The sequence below is a fragment of the Acinetobacter sp. LUNF3 genome, from assembly GCF_022699605.1.
GTDB classification, from domain to species: Bacteria; Pseudomonadota; Gammaproteobacteria; order Pseudomonadales; family Moraxellaceae; genus Acinetobacter; species Acinetobacter johnsonii.
Map to the genome: position 1 here is coordinate 2,087,212 of NZ_CP093968.1, position 26,788 is coordinate 2,113,999.

At 41.3% G+C, this 26,788-nt stretch carries 22 protein-coding genes and 1 pseudogene; 19 read left to right on the forward strand and 4 right to left on the reverse strand.

Translation table 11 applies throughout. The features are described 5' to 3' along the window. Nucleotides 1-194: 194 nt before the first annotated feature. From MN200_RS10155 to purD, 8 genes are all read left to right on the forward strand, one after another. Nucleotides 195-545, forward strand: coding sequence for a hypothetical protein (locus MN200_RS10155; protein ID WP_242759329.1), 351 nt, complete (start codon nucleotides 195-197; stop codon nucleotides 543-545). A gap of 137 nt (nucleotides 546-682) precedes the next feature. Beyond that, nucleotides 683-1,570 (forward strand): bile acid:sodium symporter family protein, encoded by an 888-nt coding sequence (locus MN200_RS10160; protein ID WP_242759330.1) that lies wholly within the window; start codon nucleotides 683-685, stop codon nucleotides 1,568-1,570. 44 nt (nucleotides 1,571-1,614) lie between these two features. After that, complete coding sequence (locus MN200_RS10165; RefSeq protein WP_010327049.1) at nucleotides 1,615-2,496, forward strand: bile acid:sodium symporter family protein; 882 nt, start codon at nucleotides 1,615-1,617, stop codon at nucleotides 2,494-2,496. A gap of 114 nt (nucleotides 2,497-2,610) precedes the next feature. Continuing rightward, complete coding sequence (prmA, locus tag MN200_RS10170) at nucleotides 2,611-3,513, forward strand: 50S ribosomal protein L11 methyltransferase (protein WP_004696394.1); 903 nt, start codon at nucleotides 2,611-2,613, stop codon at nucleotides 3,511-3,513. 18 nt (nucleotides 3,514-3,531) lie between these two features. Beyond that, complete coding sequence (locus MN200_RS10175; RefSeq protein ID WP_058869880.1) at nucleotides 3,532-4,431, forward strand: DUF3426 domain-containing protein; 900 nt, start codon at nucleotides 3,532-3,534, stop codon at nucleotides 4,429-4,431. Nucleotides 4,432-4,811: 380 nt separating this feature from the next. Further along, nucleotides 4,812-5,081: a DNA-binding transcriptional regulator Fis gene (gene fis, locus MN200_RS10180; RefSeq protein WP_001086304.1), complete on the forward strand. Its 270-nt coding sequence runs from the start codon at nucleotides 4,812-4,814 to the stop codon at nucleotides 5,079-5,081. Nucleotides 5,082-5,171: 90 nt separating this feature from the next. Beyond that, nucleotides 5,172-6,746, forward strand: a complete 1,575-nt coding sequence (gene purH / locus MN200_RS10185) for a bifunctional phosphoribosylaminoimidazolecarboxamide formyltransferase/IMP cyclohydrolase (protein ID WP_058869881.1) — start codon at nucleotides 5,172-5,174, stop codon at nucleotides 6,744-6,746. Nucleotides 6,747-6,874: 128 nt separating this feature from the next. Beyond that, nucleotides 6,875-8,158, forward strand: coding sequence for a phosphoribosylamine--glycine ligase (gene purD / locus MN200_RS10190; RefSeq protein ID WP_058869882.1), 1,284 nt, complete (start codon nucleotides 6,875-6,877; stop codon nucleotides 8,156-8,158). A gap of 40 nt (nucleotides 8,159-8,198) precedes the next feature. On the opposite strand, the gene MN200_RS10195 is transcribed toward purD, so the two are convergent. Beyond that, entirely contained in the window at nucleotides 8,199-8,444 is a 246-nt protein-coding gene (locus MN200_RS10195) for a helix-turn-helix domain-containing protein (protein WP_004696387.1), read from the reverse strand. Nucleotides 8,445-8,689: 245 nt separating this feature from the next. On the opposite strand from MN200_RS10195, the gene MN200_RS10200 reads away from it, so the two are divergent. Then, nucleotides 8,690-9,553: an IS982 family transposase gene (locus MN200_RS10200; protein WP_114392860.1), complete on the forward strand. Its 864-nt coding sequence runs from the start codon at nucleotides 8,690-8,692 to the stop codon at nucleotides 9,551-9,553. Here the strand turns inward: MN200_RS10200 and MN200_RS10205 are convergent. The 3 genes and pseudogenes from MN200_RS10205 to MN200_RS10215 form a co-directional block, all read right to left on the reverse strand. Beyond that, nucleotides 9,550-9,945 (reverse strand): AraC family transcriptional regulator ligand-binding domain-containing protein, encoded by a 396-nt coding sequence (locus MN200_RS10205; protein WP_058870626.1) that lies wholly within the window; start codon nucleotides 9,943-9,945, stop codon nucleotides 9,550-9,552. The two genes, MN200_RS10200 and MN200_RS10205, sit on opposite strands and share 4 nt — an antisense overlap. Nucleotide 9,946: 1 nt before the next feature. After that, nucleotides 9,947-10,270: an AraC family transcriptional regulator ligand-binding domain-containing protein gene (locus MN200_RS10210; protein ID WP_228290437.1), complete on the reverse strand. Its 324-nt coding sequence runs from the start codon at nucleotides 10,268-10,270 to the stop codon at nucleotides 9,947-9,949. Between the two features lie 173 nt (nucleotides 10,271-10,443). Beyond that, nucleotides 10,444-11,375 (reverse strand): annotated as a pseudogene (locus MN200_RS10215) (IS5 family transposase). Nucleotides 11,376-11,864: 489 nt separating this feature from the next. Between MN200_RS10215 and MN200_RS10220 the strand changes: the two are divergent. The 10 genes from MN200_RS10220 to mutS all read left to right on the forward strand — a co-directional run bounded on the left by MN200_RS10220 (nucleotide 11,865) and on the right by mutS (nucleotide 26,722). Then, entirely contained in the window at nucleotides 11,865-12,737 is an 873-nt protein-coding gene (locus tag MN200_RS10220; RefSeq protein ID WP_242759331.1) for a MetQ/NlpA family ABC transporter substrate-binding protein, read from the forward strand. 73 nt (nucleotides 12,738-12,810) lie between these two features. Continuing rightward, complete coding sequence (locus tag MN200_RS10225; protein ID WP_242759332.1) at nucleotides 12,811-13,836, forward strand: methionine ABC transporter ATP-binding protein; 1,026 nt, start codon at nucleotides 12,811-12,813, stop codon at nucleotides 13,834-13,836. Next, a complete protein-coding gene (locus MN200_RS10230; RefSeq protein ID WP_004696373.1) occupies nucleotides 13,833-14,528 on the forward strand; it encodes a methionine ABC transporter permease in 696 nt (231 codons plus the stop codon). The genes MN200_RS10225 and MN200_RS10230 overlap by 4 nt, the downstream gene beginning before the upstream one ends. Nucleotides 14,529-14,614: 86 nt before the next feature. Next, a complete protein-coding gene (locus MN200_RS10235; RefSeq protein ID WP_058869890.1) occupies nucleotides 14,615-15,244 on the forward strand; it encodes a hypothetical protein in 630 nt (209 codons plus the stop codon). Between the two features lie 184 nt (nucleotides 15,245-15,428). Next, nucleotides 15,429-18,998, forward strand: coding sequence for a DNA polymerase III subunit alpha (gene dnaE, locus MN200_RS10240; RefSeq protein ID WP_242759333.1), 3,570 nt, complete (start codon nucleotides 15,429-15,431; stop codon nucleotides 18,996-18,998). Between the two features lie 33 nt (nucleotides 18,999-19,031). Then, a complete protein-coding gene (locus tag MN200_RS10245) occupies nucleotides 19,032-19,880 on the forward strand; it encodes an RNA methyltransferase (RefSeq protein ID WP_242759335.1) in 849 nt (282 codons plus the stop codon). Further along, entirely contained in the window at nucleotides 19,873-20,682 is an 810-nt protein-coding gene (gene cysE, locus MN200_RS10250; protein WP_004696365.1) for a serine O-acetyltransferase, read from the forward strand. The genes MN200_RS10245 and cysE overlap by 8 nt, the downstream gene beginning before the upstream one ends. A 123-nt stretch (nucleotides 20,683-20,805) precedes the next feature. Beyond that, nucleotides 20,806-21,708, forward strand: a complete 903-nt coding sequence (locus MN200_RS10255) for a hypothetical protein (RefSeq protein ID WP_058869892.1) — start codon at nucleotides 20,806-20,808, stop codon at nucleotides 21,706-21,708. A gap of 121 nt (nucleotides 21,709-21,829) precedes the next feature. Beyond that, a complete protein-coding gene (locus MN200_RS10260) occupies nucleotides 21,830-23,836 on the forward strand; it encodes an alpha/beta fold hydrolase (RefSeq protein ID WP_058869893.1) in 2,007 nt (668 codons plus the stop codon). A gap of 252 nt (nucleotides 23,837-24,088) precedes the next feature. After that, nucleotides 24,089-26,722, forward strand: a complete 2,634-nt coding sequence (mutS, locus tag MN200_RS10265) for a DNA mismatch repair protein MutS (RefSeq protein WP_114392858.1) — start codon at nucleotides 24,089-24,091, stop codon at nucleotides 26,720-26,722. Nucleotides 26,723-26,788 lie beyond the last annotated feature (66 nt).

A 26,788-nucleotide genomic window follows, 5' to 3' on the forward strand; every position in this document is an offset into this window, starting at 1 on the left:
TTGACAGATTCCGTGGAATTTATTGTATATACGGTGCTGTGCTTACTGCGCCAGCGCTAGGTTTATGTAATTTTACTTGCAGAGTAGTAGCAAAAACTCAACAAAGGATGCGTTTTGTTACCTGAAAAGCCTTGTATTAATTTGATCATTTTTTATCCTATAAGTTGATCATACAACAACCAAAGGTAAGCATTATGAATAAGAAGATTTTTTTTTCATCCATTCTCTGCGGTTTATTTTTTTCGCCTTTTGTATCAGCCAACGACAAAGTTGAAAAGGTCTATGATAGTCAACGTTATCAACAAGTCTGTAAAGGTAAGTCACAAGGAACAGCGGTTAGTTTTGCCTATCGAGGCATTATTTGGAATGGTACCTGTGAACCTCAATTTTTCCCAAGCTCAAAAAATGCCAATATTCATGGTGATGAAGCTGAGTTAGCCAGCATTTGCCAAGGCGACTCAAAAGCGACATCAATCAATATCGAAGGTAAAGAAATCAAAGGCAAATGTGCCCTTGGTTTTGTAGCACCTAAACCAAGAATGTAAGCAAAACAACTTAAAGTTCATGCTGTATTGAGGGTAAAAAATAGTCCATTTTTTGCCCTTTTTTCTACCTTGTAAATTATTGAATTCTGTATACACTCAAAAACACAAAAGATAAAAACGAATAAAAAAGGTATTCCATGGATTCGGAATTGTTTACAGTTTTTTTGCCTTTGACTTTGGCCTTGATGATGATGGGTCTTGGTTTACACCTACGCCCAGCTGATTTTTATCGCCTCACCCTGCACCCCAAAGTCATTTTCATCGCGCTATTTTCACAGTTAGTTCTACTGGTGGGCATTGCGTTCCTCATTTGCCAATTTTTAAATTTAGCGCCTATTTTCGCGATTGGTTTGATGCTCGTTGCAGCTTCACCAGGTGGACCAACGTCAAACCTATTGACCTATTTATTTAAAGGTGATGTTGCGCTCAACATTACTCTTACAGCCACGAACTCCATCATTTCAACACTAACTCTCCCTTTTATTATTAATTTTTCACTGATGTACTTTCTACAAACATCACAACCCGTTGACATGCCCGCCATGAAAATGATGAAAGTTTTTTTCATCACTCTACTTCCAGTCAGCATGGGCATGTTTTTACGTTATTACTTTCCAAAACTTGCCGACAAATTAAACCGCCCAATGCGTATTTTGTCTGCAAGCTGTCTTCTTTTTATCTTTTTTCTCGCACTGTACTTAGAGCGACATAATTTTGTTGAATATGTGTTTGAGATTGGGCCTGCCGTAGCCTTATTCTGCTTCTGTAGCATGTTTATTGGTTTTTTTGTGCCACATCTTGCCAATATTCCAGAAAAACAAGCCTTAACCTGCTCTTTTGAGATCACCATTCACAACACCGCACTTGCCATTACGGTTGCCCTGTCAGTCTTAGGCAACACCGCCATGGCTATTCCTGCCGGTATTTATTCTATTTTCATGTTTGTATTTGCTGCGTTATTAGGCCTATTAATCTCGCGAAGAAATGACAGTTTATTTTTGAAGAAAGAGACCGCAGTTGAATAATTTCACGGTCATGATTTATATAATTTTAAGGAGAATATACACCTATGGATTCAGGAATTATCACTATTATGTTACCCCTAGCTCTTGCCATCATCATGATTGGTTTGGGCTTAGAGTTAACCCCGAAGGATTTTGCACGCGTCAGCAAACATCCCAAAGCAGTATTGGTTGCTTTATTTTGTCAGTTGGTACTTCTTGTTGGGATTGCCTTTGTAATTTGCAAAGTACTCAACTTACCGCCACTGCTTGCCGTCGGCTTAATGCTCTTAGCAGCTTCTCCAGGTGGTAGTACTGCAAACTTATTTAGCTATTTGTTTAAAGGTGATATTGCGCTCAATATTACTTTAACCGCAATTAACTCCGTTATTGCAGCGTTTACCTTGCCGCTAATTGTCAACTTTGCCATTCAGTACTTTATGCAGGATGGACAACACGTCAGTATGCAGTTTAGTAAAATCTTGCAGGTATTCTCGATTATTCTTATCCCCGTCTGTATTGGTATGTTGATTCGCCACTATGCACCTTCTTTTACCAAGAAGCTGAATAAGCCATTGCGTATTTTTTCTGTTGTATTTTTGGTCTTAATCATTGTTGGAGCAATAGCCAAAGAACGCGCACATATTCTGGAGTATCTGACTCAGGTCGGTTTAGCCACCGTCATTTTCTGTATTTGTAGTTTAATGATTGGTTATTTTGTACCGAGACTACTGGGGATCAACAGTGCTCAAGCACGGGCTTGTGCCTTTGAAATTGGCATTCATAACAGCACCCTTGCCATGACCATTGCACTCACCGTGATGGCCAGTACCACCATTGCCATGCCTGCAGCGGTCTATTCTATTTTTATGTATATCTTTGCTGCCATCTTTGGGACATTACTCAACCGTTTTGCCCCATCGGTTCAAACCAGTACAGAACAAGCCTAGAACAGGTGTAGATCTAAGGATGCTTCGGCATCCTTTTTTATTTTGAGGAATGCTGTCGAACTGCCCCCTGTTCCGCTACAATATTTATTTATACATAAATATTAGGTTATTCCTGTGAAGTGGTTACAAATTCATATTACGGTTGATCAAGCGCAAGTCGATTTTACTGAAACCCTTTTAGAATCTTTGGGTGCAGTCAGTGTCACATTAGATGATGCAGAAAACCAAGACTTACTTGAACCACTTCCAGGTGAAACTCCACTTTGGAATAAAGTCATTGTGACAGGTATCTATGCGCAAGAAGACGACGAAGAAATTGATGTCAATGCATTAGAAACGTTTATTCGCACTCAAATGCCTGATGCGCCGATGCGTAGTGAATTTCTTGAAGACCAAGAATGGGAACGCACATGGATGGATGCCTACGAACCGATTCAAATTGCTGACAAATACTGGATCGTTCCTGAATGGATGGAAGCACCAGAACCAGATGCAGTCAACATTAAACTTGATCCAGGCTTAGCGTTTGGTACAGGGAACCATGCATCTACTTTTCTTTGCCTGCAGTGGTTAGGTAAAACTGATGTTAAAGATAAAATCGTGATCGACTATGGTTGCGGTTCAGGTATTTTAGGGGTTGCTGCTCTACTCCTAGGTGCAAAAAAAGTCTATGCGACAGATATTGATCCACAAGCAATTTTAGCCACTGAACAAAATGCGGCACTCAATGGTGTGGCTGAGAACCTTTATGTCGGCTTACCAGACGAGTTCAATTTAGAGCTGGCTGACCAAAAGGCAGATGTCTTTGTTGCAAATATTTTGGCAGGCCCGCTTATGATGTTAGCGCCAGAATTCGCAACTTTGGTCAAATCTGAGGGAGAGTTCGCACTTGCAGGTGTAATTGAAGAGCAAGTTTCTGATGTTTCTAGTGTTTATTCTGAGTTTTTTGATATATTAGAGGTCGAGAAACGTGATGAAAACTGGTGCCGAATCTCGGGTAAACGCCACACCCTTTAAATGAACCCTTAATACACTATGAGCGACAAACAAACCTCTTGCCCTAAATGCCTAACCATCTACAAAGTAAGTGTTGCACAACTCACTGTTGCGCAAGGTATGGTTTGTTGCCCAAAGTGTTCGATGACCTTTAATGCGCTGTCGCATTTAACCACGGGTCATACTTGTGACACTGGTGAGGAAAGATCAGCGAATCAGAATGACAAGAGCCTGTCTTCAAATTCCGCATTTTCCTCTCCTCGTGTAGACAGCATTCATTTTGATTTATCACAATCTACTGCGCTTTCAATGTCGACATCAAATTTGCTTGATATTTTCAACCTGAAAGTTGAGCACTCCAACATTGACCTTAAAACCTATTTAAACAATTTAAACTATTTTAGTACCGACCCGATTGGTAACTATCCTGCCATGAATTTGGCAGACAACAATCCAGCGAAACCGCAAAAAAGCCCGATGTACTATATGCTTTGGTGTGTGATTAACTTCAGCTTATTGGCATTATTGTGTTTCCAATACCTATGGTTTAATCCACATATCCTCAATAACAGCCCAGCATTAGGTGCAACCTATAATAAAATTTGTCTCGTACTGAACTGTAGCAGCCTACAAGAACGTTACAGTCTGATCAGCATTAACAAATTAAAAGTAAAACGTCTCGATGCACAGAAAACTCAATTTTCAGGTGAACTGATCAACTATCATGACACCAGCCTTCCCCTACCAGATCTTAAGGTCATTTTAAAAGTGGATGGTGAAGTCGATTCAACCTATCAACTACATGCAAATGAATATTTGATTGATAGTCTGGTTGGAATCAAACGAATTCCTAAAAATAGTCCGTTCAAATTCAAATTTAGCCTGCCAGTCAGCCGTAAAAGCTTCAATCATTACAGTTTAGAAATAGTCCAGCCCTAAAATTTAAAAAAAATGTAAAAAAAGTGAAAAAAAATGCAGTTTTCTTGCTCACTTTTTCTTAGACAATGGTATGATACGCGCCACAAAAGCTTAGTGCTGCAATCTCCTCAGTCTTTTAATACAAATAGAACATCAGCAAAAATGCGCGTTATCGAAATATCGCGTATTTAGCAGATTTTTTTGTTTAAAAAAGGTCGGTAACAAATATTTAACTATTGTTACGCTTATATTTCGACCAACTTAGCGATATTGTGGCATGCTAAATGTACAGTTTTAGAACTAGTCGTTTTAGGATCTAAAACGAAGTTCATTTTAATTTTAGACCACTTTATATATGTCACTTTACCCAAGTGATATTTAGATTTTTCGGATTACTTCGCATGAATAGCAAATCTCCTATTTTTACTGCACAGTCTGATGTCGCTCTTCGTATTCACGTAGATCGCGCAGTTCGCCACTATTTTGCACAACTGCAAGGCGAGCAACCATCTCAGGTCTACGACATGGTGCTGGCAGAAATGGAGAAACCTCTTCTATCTGTAGTTTTAGAATATACCCGCGGCAACCAAACACGTGCTGCGGAGATTCTAGGACTTAACCGTGGAACTTTACGTAAAAAGTTAAAAGCTCACGGTTTAATGAGTGAATAAATGATAAAATGCTTGCGGCTTCCGCGGGCATTTTTTTTACCTGCTATTTTTGGCTTTTTGTTTTAATTCTTGATAACTGTGACGAAGATCATGACCATTAAACGCGCTTTAATCTCTGTTTCCGATAAAACTGGCATTGTTGAGTTCGCTCAAAACCTTGTTGCTCTAGGGGTAGAAATTTTATCTACTGGCGGTACATATAAGTTGTTAAAAGACAACAATATCGCTGTAGTCGAAGTTTCAGAGCATACCGGTTTCCCAGAAATGATGGATGGTCGTGTAAAAACGCTACACCCGAAAATTCATGGTGGTATCTTAGCTCGTCGCGGTCTAGACGAAGCTGTGATGGCTGAACACAATATCGATGCGATCGATCTTGTGGTTGTAAACCTTTATCCATTTGCTGCAACAGTCGCTAAACCAAACTGCTCACTTGCAGATGCGATTGAAAATATCGACATCGGTGGCCCAACCATGGTGCGTGCTGCTGCGAAAAACCATGCTTCTGTCGGTATTGTGGTCAATGCTACAGACTACGACACTGTTGTTGCTGAACTAAAAGAAAATGGTGCTTTGTCTTACGAAACTCGTTTTGACTTAGCCGTTAAAGCATTTGAACATACAGCACAGTATGATGGCATGATTGCTTCTTACCTAGGCGCTCGCGTAGGCAAGGAAGAAGGTCAAGCAGACAAGTTTGCACGTACTTTCAATACACAGTTAAATAAAGCTCAAGACTTGCGTTATGGTGAAAACCCGCATCAGTCAGCAGCATTCTATGTAGAAAGCACAGCAACTGAAGCCTCTGTTTCAACGGCGAAACAACTTCAAGGTAAAGAACTTTCTTATAACAACATTGCAGATACAGATGCCGCACTTGAATGTGTGAAATCATTTGCAAAACCGGCTTGTGTCATCGTTAAACACGCAAACCCATGTGGCGTTGCGGTGTCTTTAGATGGTATTCAAGCGGCATATGACTTGGCTTATGCAACAGATCCAGAATCAGCTTTTGGCGGCATCATTGCATTCAACCGTGAATTAGACGTTGCAACTGCACAAGCAATTGTTGACCGTCAGTTTGTTGAAGTGATTATTGCACCAAGCATTGCTGAAGGTGTACTTGAAGTCACTGGCGCGAAGAAAAATGTTCGTGTTCTCGTTTGTGGTGAATTACCGGCACTTGATGAACGTGCGCCACAACTTGACTATAAACGCGTAAATGGCGGTTTATTGGTTCAAGACCAAGACTTAGGCATGATCACCAAAGATGATTTAAAAGTCGTGACGAAACGCGCGCCAACGGATGCTGAAATTGATGACTTAATTTTTGCATGGAAAGTTGCGAAATACGTGAAATCAAATGCCATTGTTTATGCTAAAGGTCGTCAAACCATTGGTGTAGGCGCAGGTCAAATGAGCCGTGTTAACTCAGCGCGTATTGCTGCGATTAAAGCGGAACATGCAGGTTTAGTGGTTGAAGGTGCTGTAATGGCATCTGATGCATTCTTCCCATTCCGCGATGGTATTGATAATGCTGCGAAAGCAGGCATTAAATGTATTATCCAACCGGGTGGTTCTATGCGTGATGAAGAAACTATTGCAGCAGCTGATGAAGCTGGTATTGCAATGGTCTTCACGGGCATGCGTCACTTCCGTCACTAAGTGATAGATGCAGACCGTAATGACAAAGTCATACATGTGGTTTAAAACAGATTTCTAAATCTTACATAAAGTCCTCTCCTTTTTAGGCTGAGGACTTTATGTCATTTCGATTCATGGAGTATGAACCGATGAACATTTTAGTTTTGGGTAATGGCGGTCGTGAACATGCATTGGCATGGAAAATCGCGCAAGATAAAAAAGTTGCAAAAGTTTTTGTTGCACCAGGTAATGCAGGAACTGCAACAGAAAACAAATGTGAAAATGTTGCACTCAACATTTTAGACAATGCTGCAATTATCGACTTTGCAAAAAATAATGCAGTAGATTTGATTATTGTGGGTCCAGAAGCACCGCTTGTAAATGGTGTAGTTGATGCTTGCCGCGCGGCAGAGCTTCAAATTTGGGGGCCAACTCAGTTTGCTGCCCAGCTAGAAGGCTCAAAAGCTTTTGCTAAGCACTTCTTAAAACGCCACAATATTCCTACTGCGTTCTACGATGTATTTACTGAAGTCGATGCAGCGAAAGCATTTGTTGAAAAAAATGGCGCGCCAATCGTGATCAAGGCCGACGGTCTTGCTGCGGGTAAAGGCGTAATTGTAGCCATGACCAATCAAGAGGCTTTTGATGCGATTGATGACATGCTGGCGGGCAACAAGTTTGGTGATGCTGGTTCTCGTGTTGTGATCGAAGAATTCCTTGCTGGTGAAGAAGCGTCTTTCATTTGTATGATTGATGGCGACAACATCTTACCAATGGCAACATCTCAAGACCATAAGCGTATTTTTGAAGGCGACCAAGGTCCAAACACGGGTGGTATGGGTGCTTACTCTCCTGCTCCTGTGGTGACTGCAGATGTATTTGAAAAAACCATGAATGAAGTGATGCGTCCTACCGTTGAAGGTATGAAAAAAGACGGTCACATTTATACAGGTTTCTTATACGCAGGCTTGATGATTGATGACAAAGGTCAACCAAAAGTGATCGAGTTCAACTGTCGTTTTGGTGACCCTGAAACTCAGCCGATTATGATGCGTTTAAAATCATCATTGGTCGATCTGGTTGAAGCTGGTATTGCAGGTAATCTTCCAGCTGATGCTGAATGGGATGAACGCAAATCAATTGGTATTGTTCTTGCGGCAGCAGGCTACCCAGAAACTGTTCGTCAAGGTGACGTCATCTCTGGTCTTGGTCAATCTCCTGAAAACACAAAAATCTTCCATGCGGGCACTACAATGAGTGCCGACGGTCACATCTTGACTGCGGGTGGTCGTGTTTTATGTGTCACAGCTCTTGGCGATACCGTACTTGAAGCGCAAGTCAATGCTTTAGAAGTTTGTGGTCAAGTTACATTTACAGGTATGCAATATCGTACAGACATTGGTTATCGTGCTATTGCGCGTGAAAATGCTTAAAAACATTCATACCGTAAAAACCCGCTAAATGCGGGTTTTTTTATTGCAAACCGCTGCGAAGCTTTTTTAGCTGTCTCGGTGTTACACCAAACCAATTTTTACAAGCACGGCTTAATGCGGACTGCTCGGAAAAACCCTGTACAGAAGCGATTTGACTCATCGATGCTTTTGAGTCTGCTAAATATTGCAACAACAACTGTTGTCTGAGTTTATCTCGAATCTGCTCAAAGCTGGTCCCTTCTTCATCTAATTTACGTTGTAAGCTTCGAGGATGCATCGCGAGCATATTTGCAATATCTGTTTTATTGGCTTTTGGACCAGATAAATGAATGCGTATCGCATGTCGTACACGATCACTAAATGAACCTTGATGACTCCGAAAACTCCGCTCCAGATAACTATCGACAATTTCACGTAAGCCATGATCAATACTATCTAACCTGAGTTCGATATAAAAAAGAGTAGAAAAAAAGCCCTGAATTTATAACATATTGGTTCTCAATACAAAATGTTATAAAACAAGGCTTCTCGATGGATCATATTACCGAATTATTTTGTATTTTGGACGATTTCTGCAAAACATTTAATGAATCTTTAGAAAAAGCTTTAATTTCTGATCAAAAATCCAAGCTGAAAAAGTCAGCCTTGAGCTTGTCTGAAGCAATGACCATTGTCATTTTATTTCATCAATCCGGTTTTAGATTCTTCAAATATTTTTATTGCCAAATGATCGTTCCATTCTGGAAATCTGCTTTTACTAAACTGCTTAGCTACAACCGATTTATTGAAATCATGCCCCGTTGTTTGCAAGCTCTGAGTAGTTTCTTCCACCAGGTGAAAGGAAAAGATACGGGAATCAGTATCATTGACTCCACTAAATTGGTAGTTTGCCATAATCTTCGGATTAAAAGGCATTGTGTATTTAAAGGCTTGGCCGGCCGTGGGAAAAGTAGTACGGGTTGGTTTCATGGTTTTAAATTACATATCGTTATCAATAATTTAGGTGAAATTATTAATCTCAAACTAACATCGGGAAATGTTCATGATGTTGCTATATTAGAATCTTTAACTCAAGAATTAAAAGGAATCCTACTCGGAGACAAAGGCTATTTGAGCAAAGCAAAAGCCGAAGCTTTAGCAGCAAGAGGACTGAAAATATTGACCCCATCACGTCGGAATATGAAAAATAAACCCATCCAAACTGAAGAAGAAAAACAATTACTTTGCAGAAGAGGATTGATCGAAACCGTGAATGATCAATTAAAAAATTTACATCAACTTGAACATTCACGTCATCGTTCGGTAAATAACTTCATGGTGAATATCATGGCTGCTGTAGTGGCTTATTGTTTGAATCCCAATAAGCCAACTTTCCAAAATATGCTAAAAGGCTAAGCAGATTTCGTCGAACTCAGGTTATCTAAAGTAATATTCAACATATCTTTGTGAAAATACAAAGCTGCATGCTGTTGATCTATCATGACTTCGGCATGAAAAAACCGTTTATACACAATTAAGGGCGCAATTGGACTGTACGGTAGTGCAACTCGGAGCGGCTGATAACGCTCACCACTCAAATAACGTAGAACCCGATGACACACAGCAAGCCCCAGATCCATGGTTTGTCGTTTACTCAAAATATGCGTAGCGTCATGGAGCTGAATATCAAAAATAAGCTCTACAATATCCGAGCTGGGTTCAAATGCATCTGTGCTAACACGATCATTGATATATAAACGTAGTGCAGAACCATGTAAAAACAGTAAATCTGAACTGTATTTAATCACTTCATGAAGTGTCGATGCACTGTAAGATCAGCCCAAGTACACCCAAAATGCCAATATCTTGATACTGTGAGATCCGTAAACCTAAATCGGCACAGTTGGCCTGTTGCGCACTTTCTTCTAGAAGTTGGATTAGTGCTGTATGTGAAATCCATGCATTGTCATCTTGTAATTGTGCAAGTTGAATTCCATGCTTGGCCAACAACGGCATTGGGTCGATGCCCAAATGTTGCATTACCTCTAGATAGCCACGTAGCCCTGAACTATGCACCATATCCTCATGGATATTTCTCGGGTACTCAACTGCGATCGAATCATCCTGATTCATTTCCACAATCCCTGTCTCAATACGTCAAAAAATTGACTCATTACGTCAAGTTAGCATAAAAAAGCCACGGCAGAATAGCCCTATGAGCAATTTATTTGTTCATCAATTTTGCGCTTCAAACGGCTTTGTTGCACAAAGATTGGAAATGCAAAGCGCCCCTAATTGAGCTAAATTTAAGGCGTAACTTGGGTAAGTGGTCGACCTAATTCCGTAAATCTGTTAAGCACTGCTACACGTGCATGGATCTCATTCACTTGGCTATCAAAACTCCTTGCACTGAGTTTATCTCCTAATAATTTGATGCAATGCATCTTAGTTTCAACCAAACTTCGCCGATGATAGCCTGACCATTTTTTCCATAGTGTCCTGCCTAAACGTTTAATTGTTCGAAGTAATTCATTTCGCTCTAGCGAGCTACTCTTTGTATCTTTCCATTGTTTCGCATTTTTTCTAGGTGGAATCACCGCATGCCCTTGCCGATCTGCAATGACCTGACGGCATTGCTTGGTGTCATAAGCTCCATCGGTATAAACAGAGTCAATCCGCTCATCTTGTGGAATCTGATTAAGTAAATCACCAAGCACCTGTGAATCACTGACATTATTGGTTGTAAGCTGAACTGCTCGTATTTGTAGGGTTTTAGCATCTATACCAATATGAAGTTTACGCCATTGGCGACGATATTCAGGTCCATGTTTCTTGCGTTTCCATTCGCCCTCACCTAGAAACTTCATGCCTGTAGAGTCCATGAGTAGATGCAGTCCATCGCTACTTTTTGGTAGCTGATTACAATATCAATATGCTTTTGTCTTCTACAAAGCGTGGTGTAATCTGGAGCTATCCAATTTAATCCGCAAAGTTTAATCAGACTTTGCACAAAGCCAGTGACCATACGTAAAGACAGACGGAATAAGGATTTAATCATTAAGCAGCATTGGATGGCTGCGTCGGAGTAGGTTTGATTTCGCCCTTGTTTGCCTTTTGATGGCGCATACCATTGCGTAGCAGGATCAAACCAAATGGCAATATTTCCGCGACTCATGAGTGCTCGGTTATATGCGGGCCAATTGGTTGTGCGGTAGATTTTGTGTGTAGGCTTCTTCATTTGAAAATTATATCGCTGAAAAACCCTTTACAGATAGGTTTGTGCAACAAAGCCCTTTATACTCGTTATATCTATTTTTTGTATTTAGTTTGGATAAAATCTTATAAAGAACAAAATTTATGCAAATTATTATTTTTAAATAGATTAATTAAGAATAATATATTGTTTTCATTATAAAATTATAAACAAAATTCAAATTACTAATCTTTAAATAAGATAAGTATTGAACTTTTATGCTCTATATCGAATATTACTTTGTTGATATGATGTGCAAAATTTAACGATTGAGCAAAGATGTTTCTAGTGATTTGAAAAAGTTAATCTTTTCCAAAGTGAAAGTACATATTCGACTGATATCGAATTGCACACTTGCAAAACTCACATTACAGTCATATGCATCAAATCAGGAATACCTGATTTAAAATCAATCGATCTCTCTATTGTTCAGCTAAGTTAAGCCTCGTTTGGGTGCTTACTCGGGAAGAAAAAATGAAAAAAATTCTAGGAATTGCGCTGGGTTTATCTGTTGTTTTAACGGGTTGTAGTAAACCTGAAGCACCTGCAGCAGATGCGGCTAAAACGGATACTGCAGCAGCTGAGCAAACAGTAACCATCGCATCGACTGGGTCTGATGCAGACATTTGGCGCTATATTGCAACTTTGCCAGAAACTAAAGCAGCTGGCTTAAAGCTAGACATTAAAAACTTCACTGACTATGTTGCAATGAACACTGCTGTTGCAAACAATGAAGTCGATGTCAATGCATTCCAATCTTATGCTTACCTTGTAGCATATAACGAAGCGAACACAGCGAAAATTGCTCCACTTTCAACGACCTACCTAGAGCCAATGGGCATCTATTCAAGCAAAGTAAAAACTCTGGCTGAATTTAAAAATGGTGCTACGATTGCAATTCCAAATGATGGTGCGAACGAATCACGTGCATTGTTATTATTACAATCTGCGGGTCTAGTGAAGTTAAAAAATGACTTTGACTTCGTGAAAGGCACTTCGAAAGACATTGTTGAAAACAACAAAGCTCTCATCATCAAGCCAATTCAAATGGCAACAGCTGTACGTGTGAAAGACGAAGTGGATGCCATTGTTCTGGGTAATACCCTTGCAATGGAAGGTGGTCTAAACGTATTGAAAGATGCGATTTACTATGAGCCAATCGACCAAACCACGAAAATGAACGTCAACGTTCTTGCTGTGGCTGAAGCGCGTCAAAACGACCCTGTACTGAAAAAAGTTGGTGAGCTTTACCATGTCGCTGCAGTAGGCAAATATGTTCAAGAGCATTTTGGTGGCACAAAAATTGATGTGAACAAACCAGTAAGCTACCTTACTCAAGCTAAATAGTAATATAATCAAATCAACGAAACAGGCAAAGTCTCTTTGCCTGTTTTTTCATTTTTGTGTAGTTTTTGACGATATGATTCAATTTAAAAACATTTCAAAGCACTATCAGCTGAAAGGCCAAATCATTCCTGCACTGGACCAAATCAATTTGGACATTCCAGAAGGCAGTATTTTTGGCGTTATTGGCTATAGTGGTGCAGGTAAAAGTACCCTCATTCGTTTGATCAATTTACTTGAACGCCCAACTCAAGGCCAAGTGATTATCAATCAAAAAGACTTTACTGCATTAGATGCAAAAGCATTACGTCAAGAACGTGCAAATATTGGCATGATTTTCCAGCATTTTAATTTACTGCAAACCAAAACCGTTGCAGCCAATATTGAAATGCCCATGAAACTTTTAGGTTATAGCAAAGCTGAACGTGAAAAACGTTTGAATGAGCTACTTGAATTTATTGATCTCAAACACAAAAAAGAAGCTTATCCAGATGAGCTCTCGGGTGGTCAAAAACAACGTGTCGGTATTGCACGTGCGCTTGCCAACCATCCTAAAATATTACTTTGTGACGAAGCGACTTCTGCACTAGACCCACAAACCACCAAGTCAGTTTTAGACTTGCTCAAAAAAATCAATCAAGAGCAAGGCATTACCATCGTCATGGTGACACATGAAATGGATGTGATTCAAAGCATCTGCTCACATGTGGCCGTGATGGAACTCGGCAAAGTAGTTGAAACTGGGAAAACGGTGGAATTATTTAGTCGCCCACAACATGCAACGACACAGAATTTTATTCAAACGATTTTGCATCAACAGCTACCAATTAAACTTCTGAATAACCTCGAACATAAGCATCATCATAGTATTTACCGCTTACAGTTTCTTGGTAACTCTGCACACGAAACCGTAATTCAAAACTTAATTAAACAGTTTGATATTAGTCTCAATATCTTGTTTGCCAACATGATTGAAATTGATGGCAATGTGATTGGACAAATGTTTGTTCAGCTCTTGGGCAATGAAAGCCTGATCGCTGAAGCGGTTGAGTTTTTAAAACAACATGGTGTGGCTGTTGAACAATCAGGAGAGCTGGAATGAGAGATTTAATTGTCCAGTGGTTAACTCAAATCACAGCACCTTTTTGGAAAAGCTCTTTATCGATTGACCAGTTTATTACTGCTTTGCAAGAAACATTTCATATGGTGTTTTTTGCAATGCTATTTGGCTGTATTTGGGGCTTTATTCAGGCCATCATTTTATTGGTCACACGTCCTGATGGTATTTTGCCAAACAAAGCGATTTATCACAGCCTGAACCCAATTGTGAATGCCCTGCGCTCTCTGCCCTTTATTATTTTGCTGATTGCGGTTTTACCTTTAACCAAACTCATCGTCGGAACATCGATTGGCACGTGGGCAGCGATTGTTCCGCTCACCATTTATGTTGGACCATACATTGGTCGTTTGGTGGAAACTTCATTACTGGAAGTGAATGAGGGGATTATCGAATCTGCACAAGCCATGGGTGCAACTCCACTACAAATCATCTTTAAATTTATTTTACCTGAAGCACGCAGTTCACTGATTTTAAACTTAACCACAGCCACGATTAGCTTAATTGGTGCAACCGCGATGGCCGGTGCAGTGGGTGCAGGTGGTATTGGTGACCTTGCTATTTCTTATGGTTATCAACGTTTTGATACCAGTGTCGTGATACTCACAGTGATTGTGCTGTTAATCATGGTGCAAATTGTACAATCCGTTGGCGATTGGCTATCTAAACTGCGCTAACAAAATTAAGCTCTCAATATTGGGAGCTTTTTTTCAGGTCTAAGTTTTATATCATGCGGCAAACAAAACTTTTAAAAGCTATAACGATGAAAATAACAACTCTATTGATCAGTCTAAGTCTTTTGCCGATGCTCAGTCATGCAGCTTCAAATCCCTATAACTACGTCACCAGTGTGAAAGTGAATCAGGTTGAACTCAATGCATCTGTGACAGCACATCAAGTTAGTGAATTACTCGCTCCTCCGAATGGAATAACCAGCAAACAATATGCAGAATGTACAGGCAACTATGAATACAGTATTACAACTGCCCACCCCAAAACCCTAAAATTTGAGATTTTTAGCGAAGATAATCCCAAAATTCAGGCTGAAAAATTCTATAAAGACAAAGCGAGTTTAAAACAACTCGGTCACACCAAAGGCCGTGTTTGGCTTGACTGGAAAAGCACTCAAGCGATGAGCGAAAATATACGTGTGCAAAATATTCAGATCACACCGAATTATACTTTACAGCAGTTTAAACAAGACTTTAAATACAGTGCACAAGGTATGGCAACATCAGGGGAAGCCCTAGTTTTGCTCTTACAACCCAATGAAATCAAAGCCTTTCTGAAAGAACCGCAAGACTTTGCCCCACCCTACACGGCTTATCTCAACTTTGGTTTTAAAAATGGACAGTTAAGCAGCTTTGCCATTCAGCAAGCAGTGGCCTGCTAAAGGCTTTTATTCCAAGAAACAATGCGACTGACATTGCCTTTTTTAAGTCGTTTAGAACTTACTGACAATAAAATAAACAGTCCAAACACTGTAGCCTATTAAATTTTGCCAATTCATTTGAATCGCACTCAGAATGAAGGCAGAGCATGTTAAACTATTCAGCGGTTTTTGCAGGGACTCACTTATGCACTTTGTACATCTTGGTATTCATACAGAATTTTCAATCACAGAATCAATTGTACGTATACCTGATTTAGTCAAAGCTGCTAAGGCAGAAGGTATGCCAGCCCTTGCCATTACTGACTTATCTAACTTACATGCTGCTGTAAAATTTTATGGTAAATGCTTAGATAATGGTATCAAACCGATTATGGGTTCAGAAGTTCGCTTGAACGATGCTGAACATCGCGTGACATTATTGGCGATGAGCAATGTTGGCTGGCGTAATCTAACCGAACTGGTTTCAGAAGGTTTTATCCGAGGTCAACAGCTTGATATTCCTTGCGTTGCAAAAGACTGGATTTTAGAACAAAACCATGACCTGATTGCGCTACTTGGCATGCGATCTGATGTCGGCAAAATGCTCTGTACATCGAATCCGCAAAAAGCCGAACCTTTACTCGAAGAATGGATTTCAAAATTTGGCAATCGTGTTTATTTGGCTCTATGTCGAACAGAACGCTCAGGTGAAGATGACTTCAATTATGAAGCCTTAAAACTGGCTAAAAAATATAATATTGGTGTAGTTGCACACAACGATGTGCACTTCATGAAAGAAATCGACTTTGAAGCACACGAAGCCCGAGTCTGTATTGCCGATGGTTATGTATTAGGGGATAACCGCCGACCAAAAAATTACTCTCCAGAGCAATATTTTAAATCTGGCCAACAAATGGCGGAATTATTTGCAGACATTCCCTCTGCAATTGAAAATACTTATCAGATTGCTAAACGTTGTAACGTTACCCTGCAATTAGGTAAATACTTCCTGCCTGACTACCCTATTCCTGAAGGCCATACCATCGACACCTACTTTGCACATTTATCCAAAGAAGGTTTAGAAGAGCGTTTAGACTTTTTATATCCACCTGAAACGCGTGATGAATACTGGCCTCAAAAACGTAAAGAATATGATGATCGTTTAGAGTATGAAATCGGGACCATTCTTAAAATGGGTTTCCCAGGTTACTTCTTGATTGTCATGGACTTCATCCAATGGTCTAAAGGTAATGGCGTTCCGGTTGGTCCAGGCCGTGGTTCAGGTGCAGGTTCACTTGTTGCCTACAGCTTAAAAATTACGGATCTCGATCCTCTCCCATACGGACTACTCTTCGAACGCTTCTTAAACCCAGAACGTGTTTCAATGCCCGATTTCGACGTCGATTTCTGTATTGCTGGTCGTGATCGTGTGATTGACTATGTGGCGCGTACATACGGACGCGATGCAGTATCACAAATTGCCACTTTCGGTACTATGGCAGCTAAAGGTGCCATTCGTGATGTGGCACGTGTCTTGGGTAAATCCTATGGTTTGGCAGACCGAATCTCAAAAATGATTCCGACCAAACCTTTAGGTTTAAGCCTCGAAGAGTCGATTGAAGCAGAGCCACAGCTTAAAGACATTGTCACCAACCCATCTAACCCAGACAATGACGATGCCGCTGAAATTTGGGAAATGGCATTAAAACTCGAAGGCATTACCCGTAACACAGGTAAACACGCAGGTGGCGTGGTCATTTCCCCGACTAAAATTACCGACTTTTCTGCCGTGATGTGTGATGCAGATGGTACAGGCCGTGTTGCGCAGTACGATAAAGACGATGTTGAATCTGCAGGTCTAGTAAAGTTCGACTTCTTGGGTCTGCGCAACTTAACGGTCATTGAAGATGCCGTGAAGAATATCAATAAGCGCATTCAGCTAGATGTGCCTTTAGACATTGCGTTCATTCCGCTTGACGACAAAGATGCATACCTCATCTTTGCCAATGCCAACACCACAGCGGTCTTCCAGTTTGAATCCGTGGGCATGAAAAAAATGCTCAAGGAAGCACGTCCAAGTAAATTTGAAGAAATTATCGCCTTCGTATCCCTTTACCGTCCGGGTCCGATGGACCTGATTCCAGACTTTATCCACCGTATGCATGGTGGCGAGTTTGAATATCTCCATCCCCTACTTGAAGGTGTACTTGAGCCGACTTACGGCATTATGGTTTACCAAGAACAGGTAATGCAGGCAGCACAGTATTGTGCGGGCTATAGCTTGGGTGGTGCGGACTTACTACGTCGTGCGATGGGTAAGAAAAAGCCCGAAGAAATGGTCAAACAGCGCCAAATTTTCACGGAAGGTGCAGCAAAAAAAGATATTGATGAAGCCACTGCCAACCATATCTTTGACTATATGGAAAAGTTCGCAGGTTATGGCTTTAACAAATCGCATGCCGCAGCTTATGCCTTAGTGGCCTATCAAACGGCATGGCTCAAAGCGCATTATCCAGCTGAATTCTTAGCAGCGGTGATGTCTTCGGAAATGCAAAACACCGATAACGTGGTGTTCTTGATTGACGACTGTCGACACAATGATATAGAGGTATTGCCGCCTTCGGTCAATATGTCTATCTATCAATTCCATGCTTCGGACGACAAAACGATCGTTTATGGACTCGGCGCAATTAAAGGTGTCGGTGAAGCGGCGATGCAGTCGGTCATTGACTCGCGTATTCAAGATGGGCCTTATCGTGACTTGTTTGATTTCTGCCATCGTATTGATCTGAAAAAAATCAATAAACGGACTTTAGAAGCATTGATTCGCTCAGGTGCTTTAGACTGCCTCGGCATTGAGCGCTCAAGTCTAATGGCGCAGCTACCTGAAGCGGTACAAGCGGCAGATCAAGCTCGCTCAAACCGTGAAACAGGCATCATGGACTTGTTTGGTGAGGTTGAAGAAGTACAACGTAAACCCGCCAAACCTGTTAAACCTTGGTCAGATGAAGTCCGTCTCAAAGGTGAAAAAGACACTCTAGGGTTGTATTTAACCGGCCACCCAATTGATGTCTATCGCACTGAGTTGAAAGCGTTTATTCCGAATAAAATTAATGAACTTACCCCAACTCGTCGTGGTGTTACTACGGTTTTTGCAGGTCTTGTGGTTGATGTAGCTAACTTCCCGAACCGAATGATGGTGACCTTAGATGATGGTACCTCACGGATTGAAGTCTCTGCGAATCATGAACGCTTTATGCGTTTTAAAGACATCATTCAAAATGAAAAAGTGGTGGTGATTGAGGGTGAAATTTACGAGCGTGAAGGTTTTGACCGCCCAATGGGGCGCTTAACCAAAGCATTTACGCTGAATGAAATTCGTCAAAAACGCGCCAACTGTATTCAAATTCGTCTCGACCCAACACATAGCACAAAAACACTAAGCCAAGATTTAAAAAATATTCTTGCACCCTTTTGTAATGTCGATATGTGTAACCACATCCCGCTGCAATTGCTGTTGGACTACCCGTATGCCACGGCTGAATTACACTTAGGGATTAATTGGAAAGTGGCGCCGCAGGATGAACTACTTTCTAAACTCCGTGACTATTTTGGTAAAGAAAATCTTCATGTGGAATATCAGGTCAAATCCAAAGCCGCCAAAGCGGTGAGCTATGAAGAAGCCAAACCTGTAGATGTACCACCGCCACCTGCGGATATGAGCATGGATGATGCCATGGACTTATATCAAGCTGAAGTCGGTCAGTTCTCTTAATTATTTAAATTTTAAAGATTCATTGGAAAAATCATGAGCCAATTTGACAATGCCGCTATTTCAGCGCATCTCTCCCATGTGCGTATTGTCATGGTCAATACCACACTCCCTGCGAACATTGGTAGCGCACTGCGTGCCATGAAAACAATGGGACTCTCAAAGCTGGTGTTGGTTGCGCCAAAAACCTATCCGCATCCCGATATCGATGCTTTGGCTGCAGGTGCAACGGATTTAATCGAGCAGATTGAAATCGTTGAAACCCTTGCCAATGCCATCAAAGACTGCCATTTAGTGTTTGGCACGAGTGCACGTAGTCGTACCATTCCTTGGCCTTTGCTAGACGCACGTCCCGCGGCTGAAAAATCAATTTCAGCAGTGGTCAATGATCAGCAAGAGGTTGCTGTTGTATTTGGCCGTGAAGACCGCGGACTGACCAACGAAGAACTGGCTATGGCCAACTACCATGTCACCATTCCTGTAAATACAGACTATGGCGTGCTAAATGTGGCTCAAGCGATTCAAGTGATTTGTTATGAAATGCGTATGGCAACTCTTGCTGCTGTAGAAAGCGCTGAAAATGAAGCTGCAACCATGCCTGTCACAGATACAGAGTCCATGCAGTGGGATGAGCCTTTGGTCACACATGAGCAAATGGAACAGTTCTACCCGCACATTGAAAAAATGTTGGCCGAGATTGAATTTTTAGATCCCAAAAATCCTCGATTACTGCCTTTACGCTTGCGTCGTCTTTTTGGACGTATACAATTAGATCGTATGGAATATCATTTACTTCGTGGTATTTTTAGTCGTGTACAAGCCTTAAATAATGGCACATGGAAAAAGTCAAATACGGATCAGACAGAGGATCAATCTAATGCTTAAACAGCTCAAAGAAGATATACAAGCTGTATTCGCGCGCGATCCTGCGGCACGAAACACTTTAGAAGTTCTAACCACATATCCAGGCATTCATGCCTTGATCATGCACCGCATGGCGCATGAGTTATGGAAAAAAGAATGTAAAGGCTCAGCTCGTTTATTGTCTTCTTTTAGCCGATTTGCAACAGGTATTGAAATTCACCCGGGTGCTAAAATTGGTCGTCGTTTTTTTATTGACCATGGCATGGGCGTCGTGATTGGTGAAACCGCTGAAATTGGCGACGATGTGACCTTATATCACGGTGTCACTTTAGGTGGAACCACATGGAATAAAGGCAAACGTCACCCGACCTTAGAAGACGGCGTGGTGGTTGGTGCTGGTGCTAAAATTTTAGGCCCTTTTACTGTCGGTAAAAATGCGAAAGTCGGCTCAAATGCAGTCGTCACCAAAGCTGTTCCAGCCGACACCACCGCAGTTGGTAACCCTGCACGCTTTATTTCTAAAGATAAACCGAAAGATGAAGCAGAAACACGTCGTCGCGATTATGCAGAAAGTATTGGTTTCCAACCTTATGCTGCAACGCAAGACCAGTCTGATCCAATTCTTGAAGGTATGCGTGTTCTACTTGACCGCATTCAGCTGAATGAGAAACGGATGAACACCCTTTGCCAACGTTTGTCTTTGCTTGATCCAACTTTTAAAAAGCAACAACAAAATGAACAACCTTTTAGTGCTGAAGAATTGAAAATTTTGGAAGATGTACGCCGCGAATGTGAAGCTCAAAGCCTGCCATCTAACGACTAAACATGAAAAGTGTTAGTTTTTGAAAACCTGCCTATAGCAAACCTTGCATGTTCATCAGAGTTTTTTTAGACTGACGAACATGCCTTTTATACCACTTCTTAAAATAATGAATGGAAGAACCTTATGATGCTTAAACCCTTAGCGGTTGCTGTTCTTGCTGTCTCGTTTTTAACAGCGTGTAGCTCAAACCCAACGAAGAATAACAACGATACCATCGTTTTTACAGAGCCTGAATTAACTGCACCATTTTATGCACTCAATCCATTTAATTATGATGCGCCACCTCCATTTGAAATTAACTTAAAAAAAGCAGCGGCTCAACCCGTAACTAAAATGGAAGTGACTCGCTCTGACGACCCAACTAAAAAACTGGTTTTAGACACCAATAAACTGATTATCCCGACCGTAAACAGCAAAGACCGTCAGTTGAAGTTTGCCGTACTGGCAGGCGACAATGAAGTCGACATTACTGAAATTGATGACTTCTTACAGTTGGTTGAAGGCAAAGCCCGTCACTACCCACCACGTTTTACAGAACGCCAAGAACGTAAAGGTTTTGAGTTAAAACTAAAAGAAGTGACACAACAGCTTGATACGTTAGCATCGAAAGACAATGCCTCATTTGATGTACTGGTTCGTGCGTTCAAAGCTAGCGTTATGGCACGTAATTTAGACCTCGGTTCAGTCTATACCACCAAATCTTTGGCTTATGCACAGCGTATTTTAAAAATTAACCAAGAAGACCCTGAAGCAAACTTCTGGTTCGGTTTTGCTTTGTCTGAAGGTGGTGGCCAACGCGAAGCGATGCCATACCTCGATAAAGCAATGAAATCTGGTGTTCAAGAAGCCTATTTAGCGACAGCAAATAACTACATTGCTATGGAACAAAAGAAAAATGCGGTGCAAACCTTGAAAAACTACAAGCTGAAATATCCACAAGAAGCCGAAGTTGCGGATCGCTTGATTAATGAAATTGAAAAACAAGGTCGTTGGAATGTTTGGCAAGTTCTAAATACTGCAAAATAATTCCATCACTTCTGATGTACCTAAAAATAGACCGAATTTTCGGTCTATTTTTATTGATAAATCCGAGAATTATCGTATGATTTAAAAAATTCAAAAGAATAAACGGTAGTCGACGCTTTTTATGCCTAAATACATCCGTAGCACCTTGATGATGACCACTCTCGTTTCGCTTTTGAGTGGTTGCCAAGTGGTCAGTGTGAAAAATCAATCACTGAACGTCACAATTACCAATGAGCGTGAGAGTATTTTAACGCGGGATAAGCTCAGTGAAGCGAGTCTAAACGTACTGTCTATGACAGGTCGAGAAGCCAAAATCTGTTCAGAGCAACCTGAAGAATGTGTCAGCGAACTCAGACAAATTCCACAAATTCAGGATGAACAACTTCTCTCTACTGCCAGCGAACTGTATCTCGCTAAAGCAATTTCCTTAGAAAAATCATCTGCCTGTAAAGTGAGTATTTTAGCCAAGACCCAGTCTGCAGAAAAAAAAGCGCTACAAAAACAAAACTACCAAAGCTGCCTAGATCAGCAACTCGGCATGCTAGATAAAAGTATTCGTTATAGTTACGCCTACATGTTTAACACCAAACGTGGCCCGCAAGATCGTATTTTTGATAACCGTCAAGTCCAACTCCGTGACTTTTATAACCAAGCTATCGCTAAACTTGTAAATAGTTATGGCTTACGCCATGGGCCATCTGAAGTCGGTAATCAAATAAAAGTGGGGCAAAGTATTTACCGCATAAATTACGATAACTACCCACTTTTAAAAAACCGTCAAGTTGAACAACTGATGTCAACTTACAATATGAACTTTTCAGGCCTACGCTCTATCACACGTCGCGATGGTTTTGGTTCAGAGTTTCTGATTGTCCTCCCACCCGAGCAAAACGACACCTCCCCCGAAAAAGCCAAATATATTGTCGATCCACTGCATTATCAGTATACCAATGGTCGTAATCCTAACATTCACAATGCCCGTTATTTGGCGGCAACTATTACCGCACAGCCACGCTCTGCATCTAGTATCGATGAGATCTTAAACAACCCTGAGTTTGAAATCTCAGCTTATGATCCCTATAAGTTTGAATCTGCGAAAATTGCAGGTAAAAGTTACCCTCTTGCTGCAAACTTTTCTGCACCTTATGGCTTATGGTTGGCACAAAACAATTTAGGCAAGGCCGCGTATTTATCCCTGATTGATCGTGATGCACGCCTCACTATGCCGCACCTATTCATGCTTGAGCCGTACAACCCAAATAAAAAAGTGGTGGTGCTCGTTCACGGACTAGCCAGTAGTCCAGAGGCATGGATTCGTTTGACGAATGATGTCATGGGCGATCCCGTGCTACGTGAGCACTATCAAGTCTGGCAAGTGTTCTACTCGACCAATATGCCAATTTTAGAAAGTCGTTTCCAAATCTATGCAATCATTCAACAAAGTTTTAATTTGGTCGACAGCAAAGCGCCTGCTAAAAAGGATGCCGTGCTAGTGGGTCATAGTATGGGCGGTATTATTGCGCGGCTTTTGGTGAGCGATGCTGACTTAACCCCTGCTGCAATGAAACTGCTACCCAATCGACGTGTGCAACAATTTAAAAATGACCCTCTGTTTAAATCACGTCTCGACATTCAACCGATTCCAAACTTTAGTCGGGCCATTTTTTTGGCAGCACCACATCGTGGGACAGAGTTTGCTGACCGCTGGTTTACCCTTGCGGCACGTAAAGTCATTCGTCTACCAGGTGCGTTTTTGGGGGCACTGACCGATGTTATACAAAGTAGTGACCCTGACCTACAAGCCTTCATTAAAGATGTCGATAATGGACTCATTCAAAATGGGCCAAGTGATCTCAGTAAAAACTCTAACTTTACTCGGTTAACTAAAAATGTCGTTCCATACAAAGGCATGAAATTCCACAGCATCATGGGGAATGCGACCAAAAGTAATGACCTCAATATCATTACAGACGATGTCGTGCCTTATACGAGTGCCCATCTAGATGGTGCATTGTCTGAGAAGATTATTAAAGGTGGACATTCTATTCAAGAAACGCCTGAAGCTGTTCTTGAGTTACGTCGTATCCTACGGTTGCAGCTGACTGAACTCGGTCTGTATAAGCCTTAAATCTTAAAAAGCCTAAACAGATGTTTAGGCTTTTTTATTTTTGCTTTACACCTAATGCCTACAGCAATAATCACTTGGCTGTTTAACAACTGTTCGCTTTATAGATGATTTATTGTTTAGTCGTTTTCAATTTTGCTAAGATATTGCCATTCATACAATAGCTGTTCATAGCGCATAAATACACACGGTAAGCGGTGTCGCTCGGTCTATTTTTATATTGTGCATTTTCAAAGATTTAAGGATTTCACCTACATGAGCAATTCGGGAATCATAACTGATTTGTCCACCCTCACTCCCATGATGCAACAATATATGGGTGTCAAAATGCAACATCCGCACTCTTTGATGTTTTATCGTATGGGAGACTTCTACGAGCTGTTTTTTGAAGATGCACACAAGGCCGCTAAACTTCTCGGAATTACCCTAACCCATCGTGGCAAAGCCAATGGTGAACCTATCCCTATGGCAGGCGTTCCTTACCACGCAGCTGAAGGCTACCTTGCTCGCTTGGTGAAAAAAGGCGAAACCGTCGTCATTTGCGAGCAAATTGGTGAGGTTACAGGTAAGGCCCCTGTTGAACGTGGCGTTGTCCGGATTATTACACCAGGTACGCTGACAGATGATGCCTTACTGACTGCACATCAAAGTTCAAACCTTGTGGCGCTTTGCGTACAACAAAATGAAATTGGTATTGCATTGTTAGATTTAAGTGCAGGTTTATTCAAAGTTCAGCAACAAGAGTTTCAGCTTGAGCAACTCGGTATTGAACTGTCTCGTCTGATGCCAAGTGAAATTTTGGTCGATGAAAATATTGTCGACCCCAATATCATTGAACACATTAAAAAACTGCTCGACTGCCCTGTAACACGCCGTCCCAATGTCGACTTTAATTTAAACAATGCACAAAAAACCTTATGTGATCAGTTTGCAGTATCGACTTTAGCTGGTTTCGGTATTGACCATTTGCCGCTTGCCAAAGCAGCAGCAGCATCGCTGATTCATTATGCCAAAGAAACGCAAAAGACTGCCTTGCCGCATATTCGTTCGATTCAACTAGAACAAAGCAGTGATTTCATTGCGCTTGATCCTGTGACGCGTAGAAACTTAGAGTTGGTTGAGCCTCTGTTTGAACACGGCACGTCATTATTCCAACTCATCAATGACTGTCAAACTGCAATGGGTGGACGTTTACTTAGTCGTACACTGATGCAACCGTTACGTGATACCAAGCTCTTAGACGCACGTTTAGATGCTACCAAGAGTCTTGTGGATGGCTACCATGAATCGCCAGTCCGTTTAGTATTAAAAGAGATTGGAGACATTGAACGTGTCCTCAGTCGGGTGGCTTTAGGTAGTGCCCGTCCGCGTGACTTAGTGCAACTGCGCCAAGCCTGTGCGCAAGTCCCTTATTTACGTCATGCCATTCAACCCGTGATTCAAAGTAAACAGTCTGCACTCATTACCCAATTGAATGAAGAATTGGGAGATTTCCATGGCTTACATCAACGTTTAATGTCTGCCATCGTTGAACATCCACCTGTGCTTTTACGAGATGGAAATGTGATAGCGGAAGGTTTCGATCAGGAACTTGATGAACTCCGTAAAATCCGCGATCATGCAGGACAATACTTGATCGACCTTGAAATTCAAGAACGTCAAAATACTGGAATTTCGACCTTAAAAATTGGTTATAACCGTGTCAGTGGGTACTACATTGAACTGACCCGTGCACAAGCCGAGCAAGCGCCTGATCACTACATTCGTCGTCAAACCTTGAAAAATGCTGAGCGTTATATCACGCCTGAGCTGAAAACCTTTGAAGACAAAGTGCTTTCGAGTGAGTCCCGCGCATTAGCCCGCGAAAAAATGCTGTTCGAAATGCTTTTAGATGAACTCCGCGCCGACATTGGTCATTTACAAATGATGAGTAGCGCTATTACGCAAATCGACCTCTTAGCCAACTTTGCACATCAGGCTCGCTTACGCAATTGGTCACGTCCTGAGTATAGCCCAGAAATTGGGGTTAAAATTATTGCGGGACGTCATCCAGTGGTTGAGGCTTTGAACAAAGCCTCATTTACACCGAATGACACGACACTTGATTTTAACCACCGCATGGCCATTATTACGGGTCCTAACATGGGCGGTAAATCAACCTTTATGCGTCAAACGGCTTTAATTAGCCTATTGGCCTATTGTGGCTCATATGTACCAGCCCAATCAGCAGTCTTAGGTCCTATTGATCGAATCTTTACCCGTATTGGTTCTGCGGACGACCTATCTACAGGCAAATCGACCTTTATGGTGGAAATGACTGAGACCTCGCAAATCCTACATCATGCAACCAATCAGTCGCTGGTTCTGATGGATGAAGTTGGTCGTGGCACCAGTACCTATGATGGTTTATCCTTGGCATGGGCTTGCGTACTTGACTTAACCAAACGCATTAAATGCTTATGTTTATTTGCCACACATTACTTTGAACTAACCGAGCTAGCCAAAGAAACTGCTATTGATAACTACCATGTCACCGCAAAAGAACTCAATGGCAACCTCATTTTGTTACATAAAGTCCAACATGGGCCAGCGAGCCAAAGTCACGGCTTACAGGTAGCAAAATTGGCGGGTATTCCTGCCAGTGTGATCAAAGAAGCACAAAATCGTCTGAAAATTTTAGAGAAGCAACAACTGCAAAAACCTAAAGTCGTTCAAAATGATTTGTTTGCCGCGATAGAAACACCTGAACTTGAAATCATTGAACGTGTGGTCGAAATTGAGAAGCCTTCTGCCGCACTTGAACTACTCAAGAGCATTGATGTCGATAACTTAAGTCCACGTGAAGCCTTACAGCAGCTTTATGCATTGAAAGATCAGCTACATTCATAGTAGTTTTCTATTTTTGTAAACCGTCTAGACCGTCAAAATGACGGTCTTTTTATTGTAAAAAGCAAT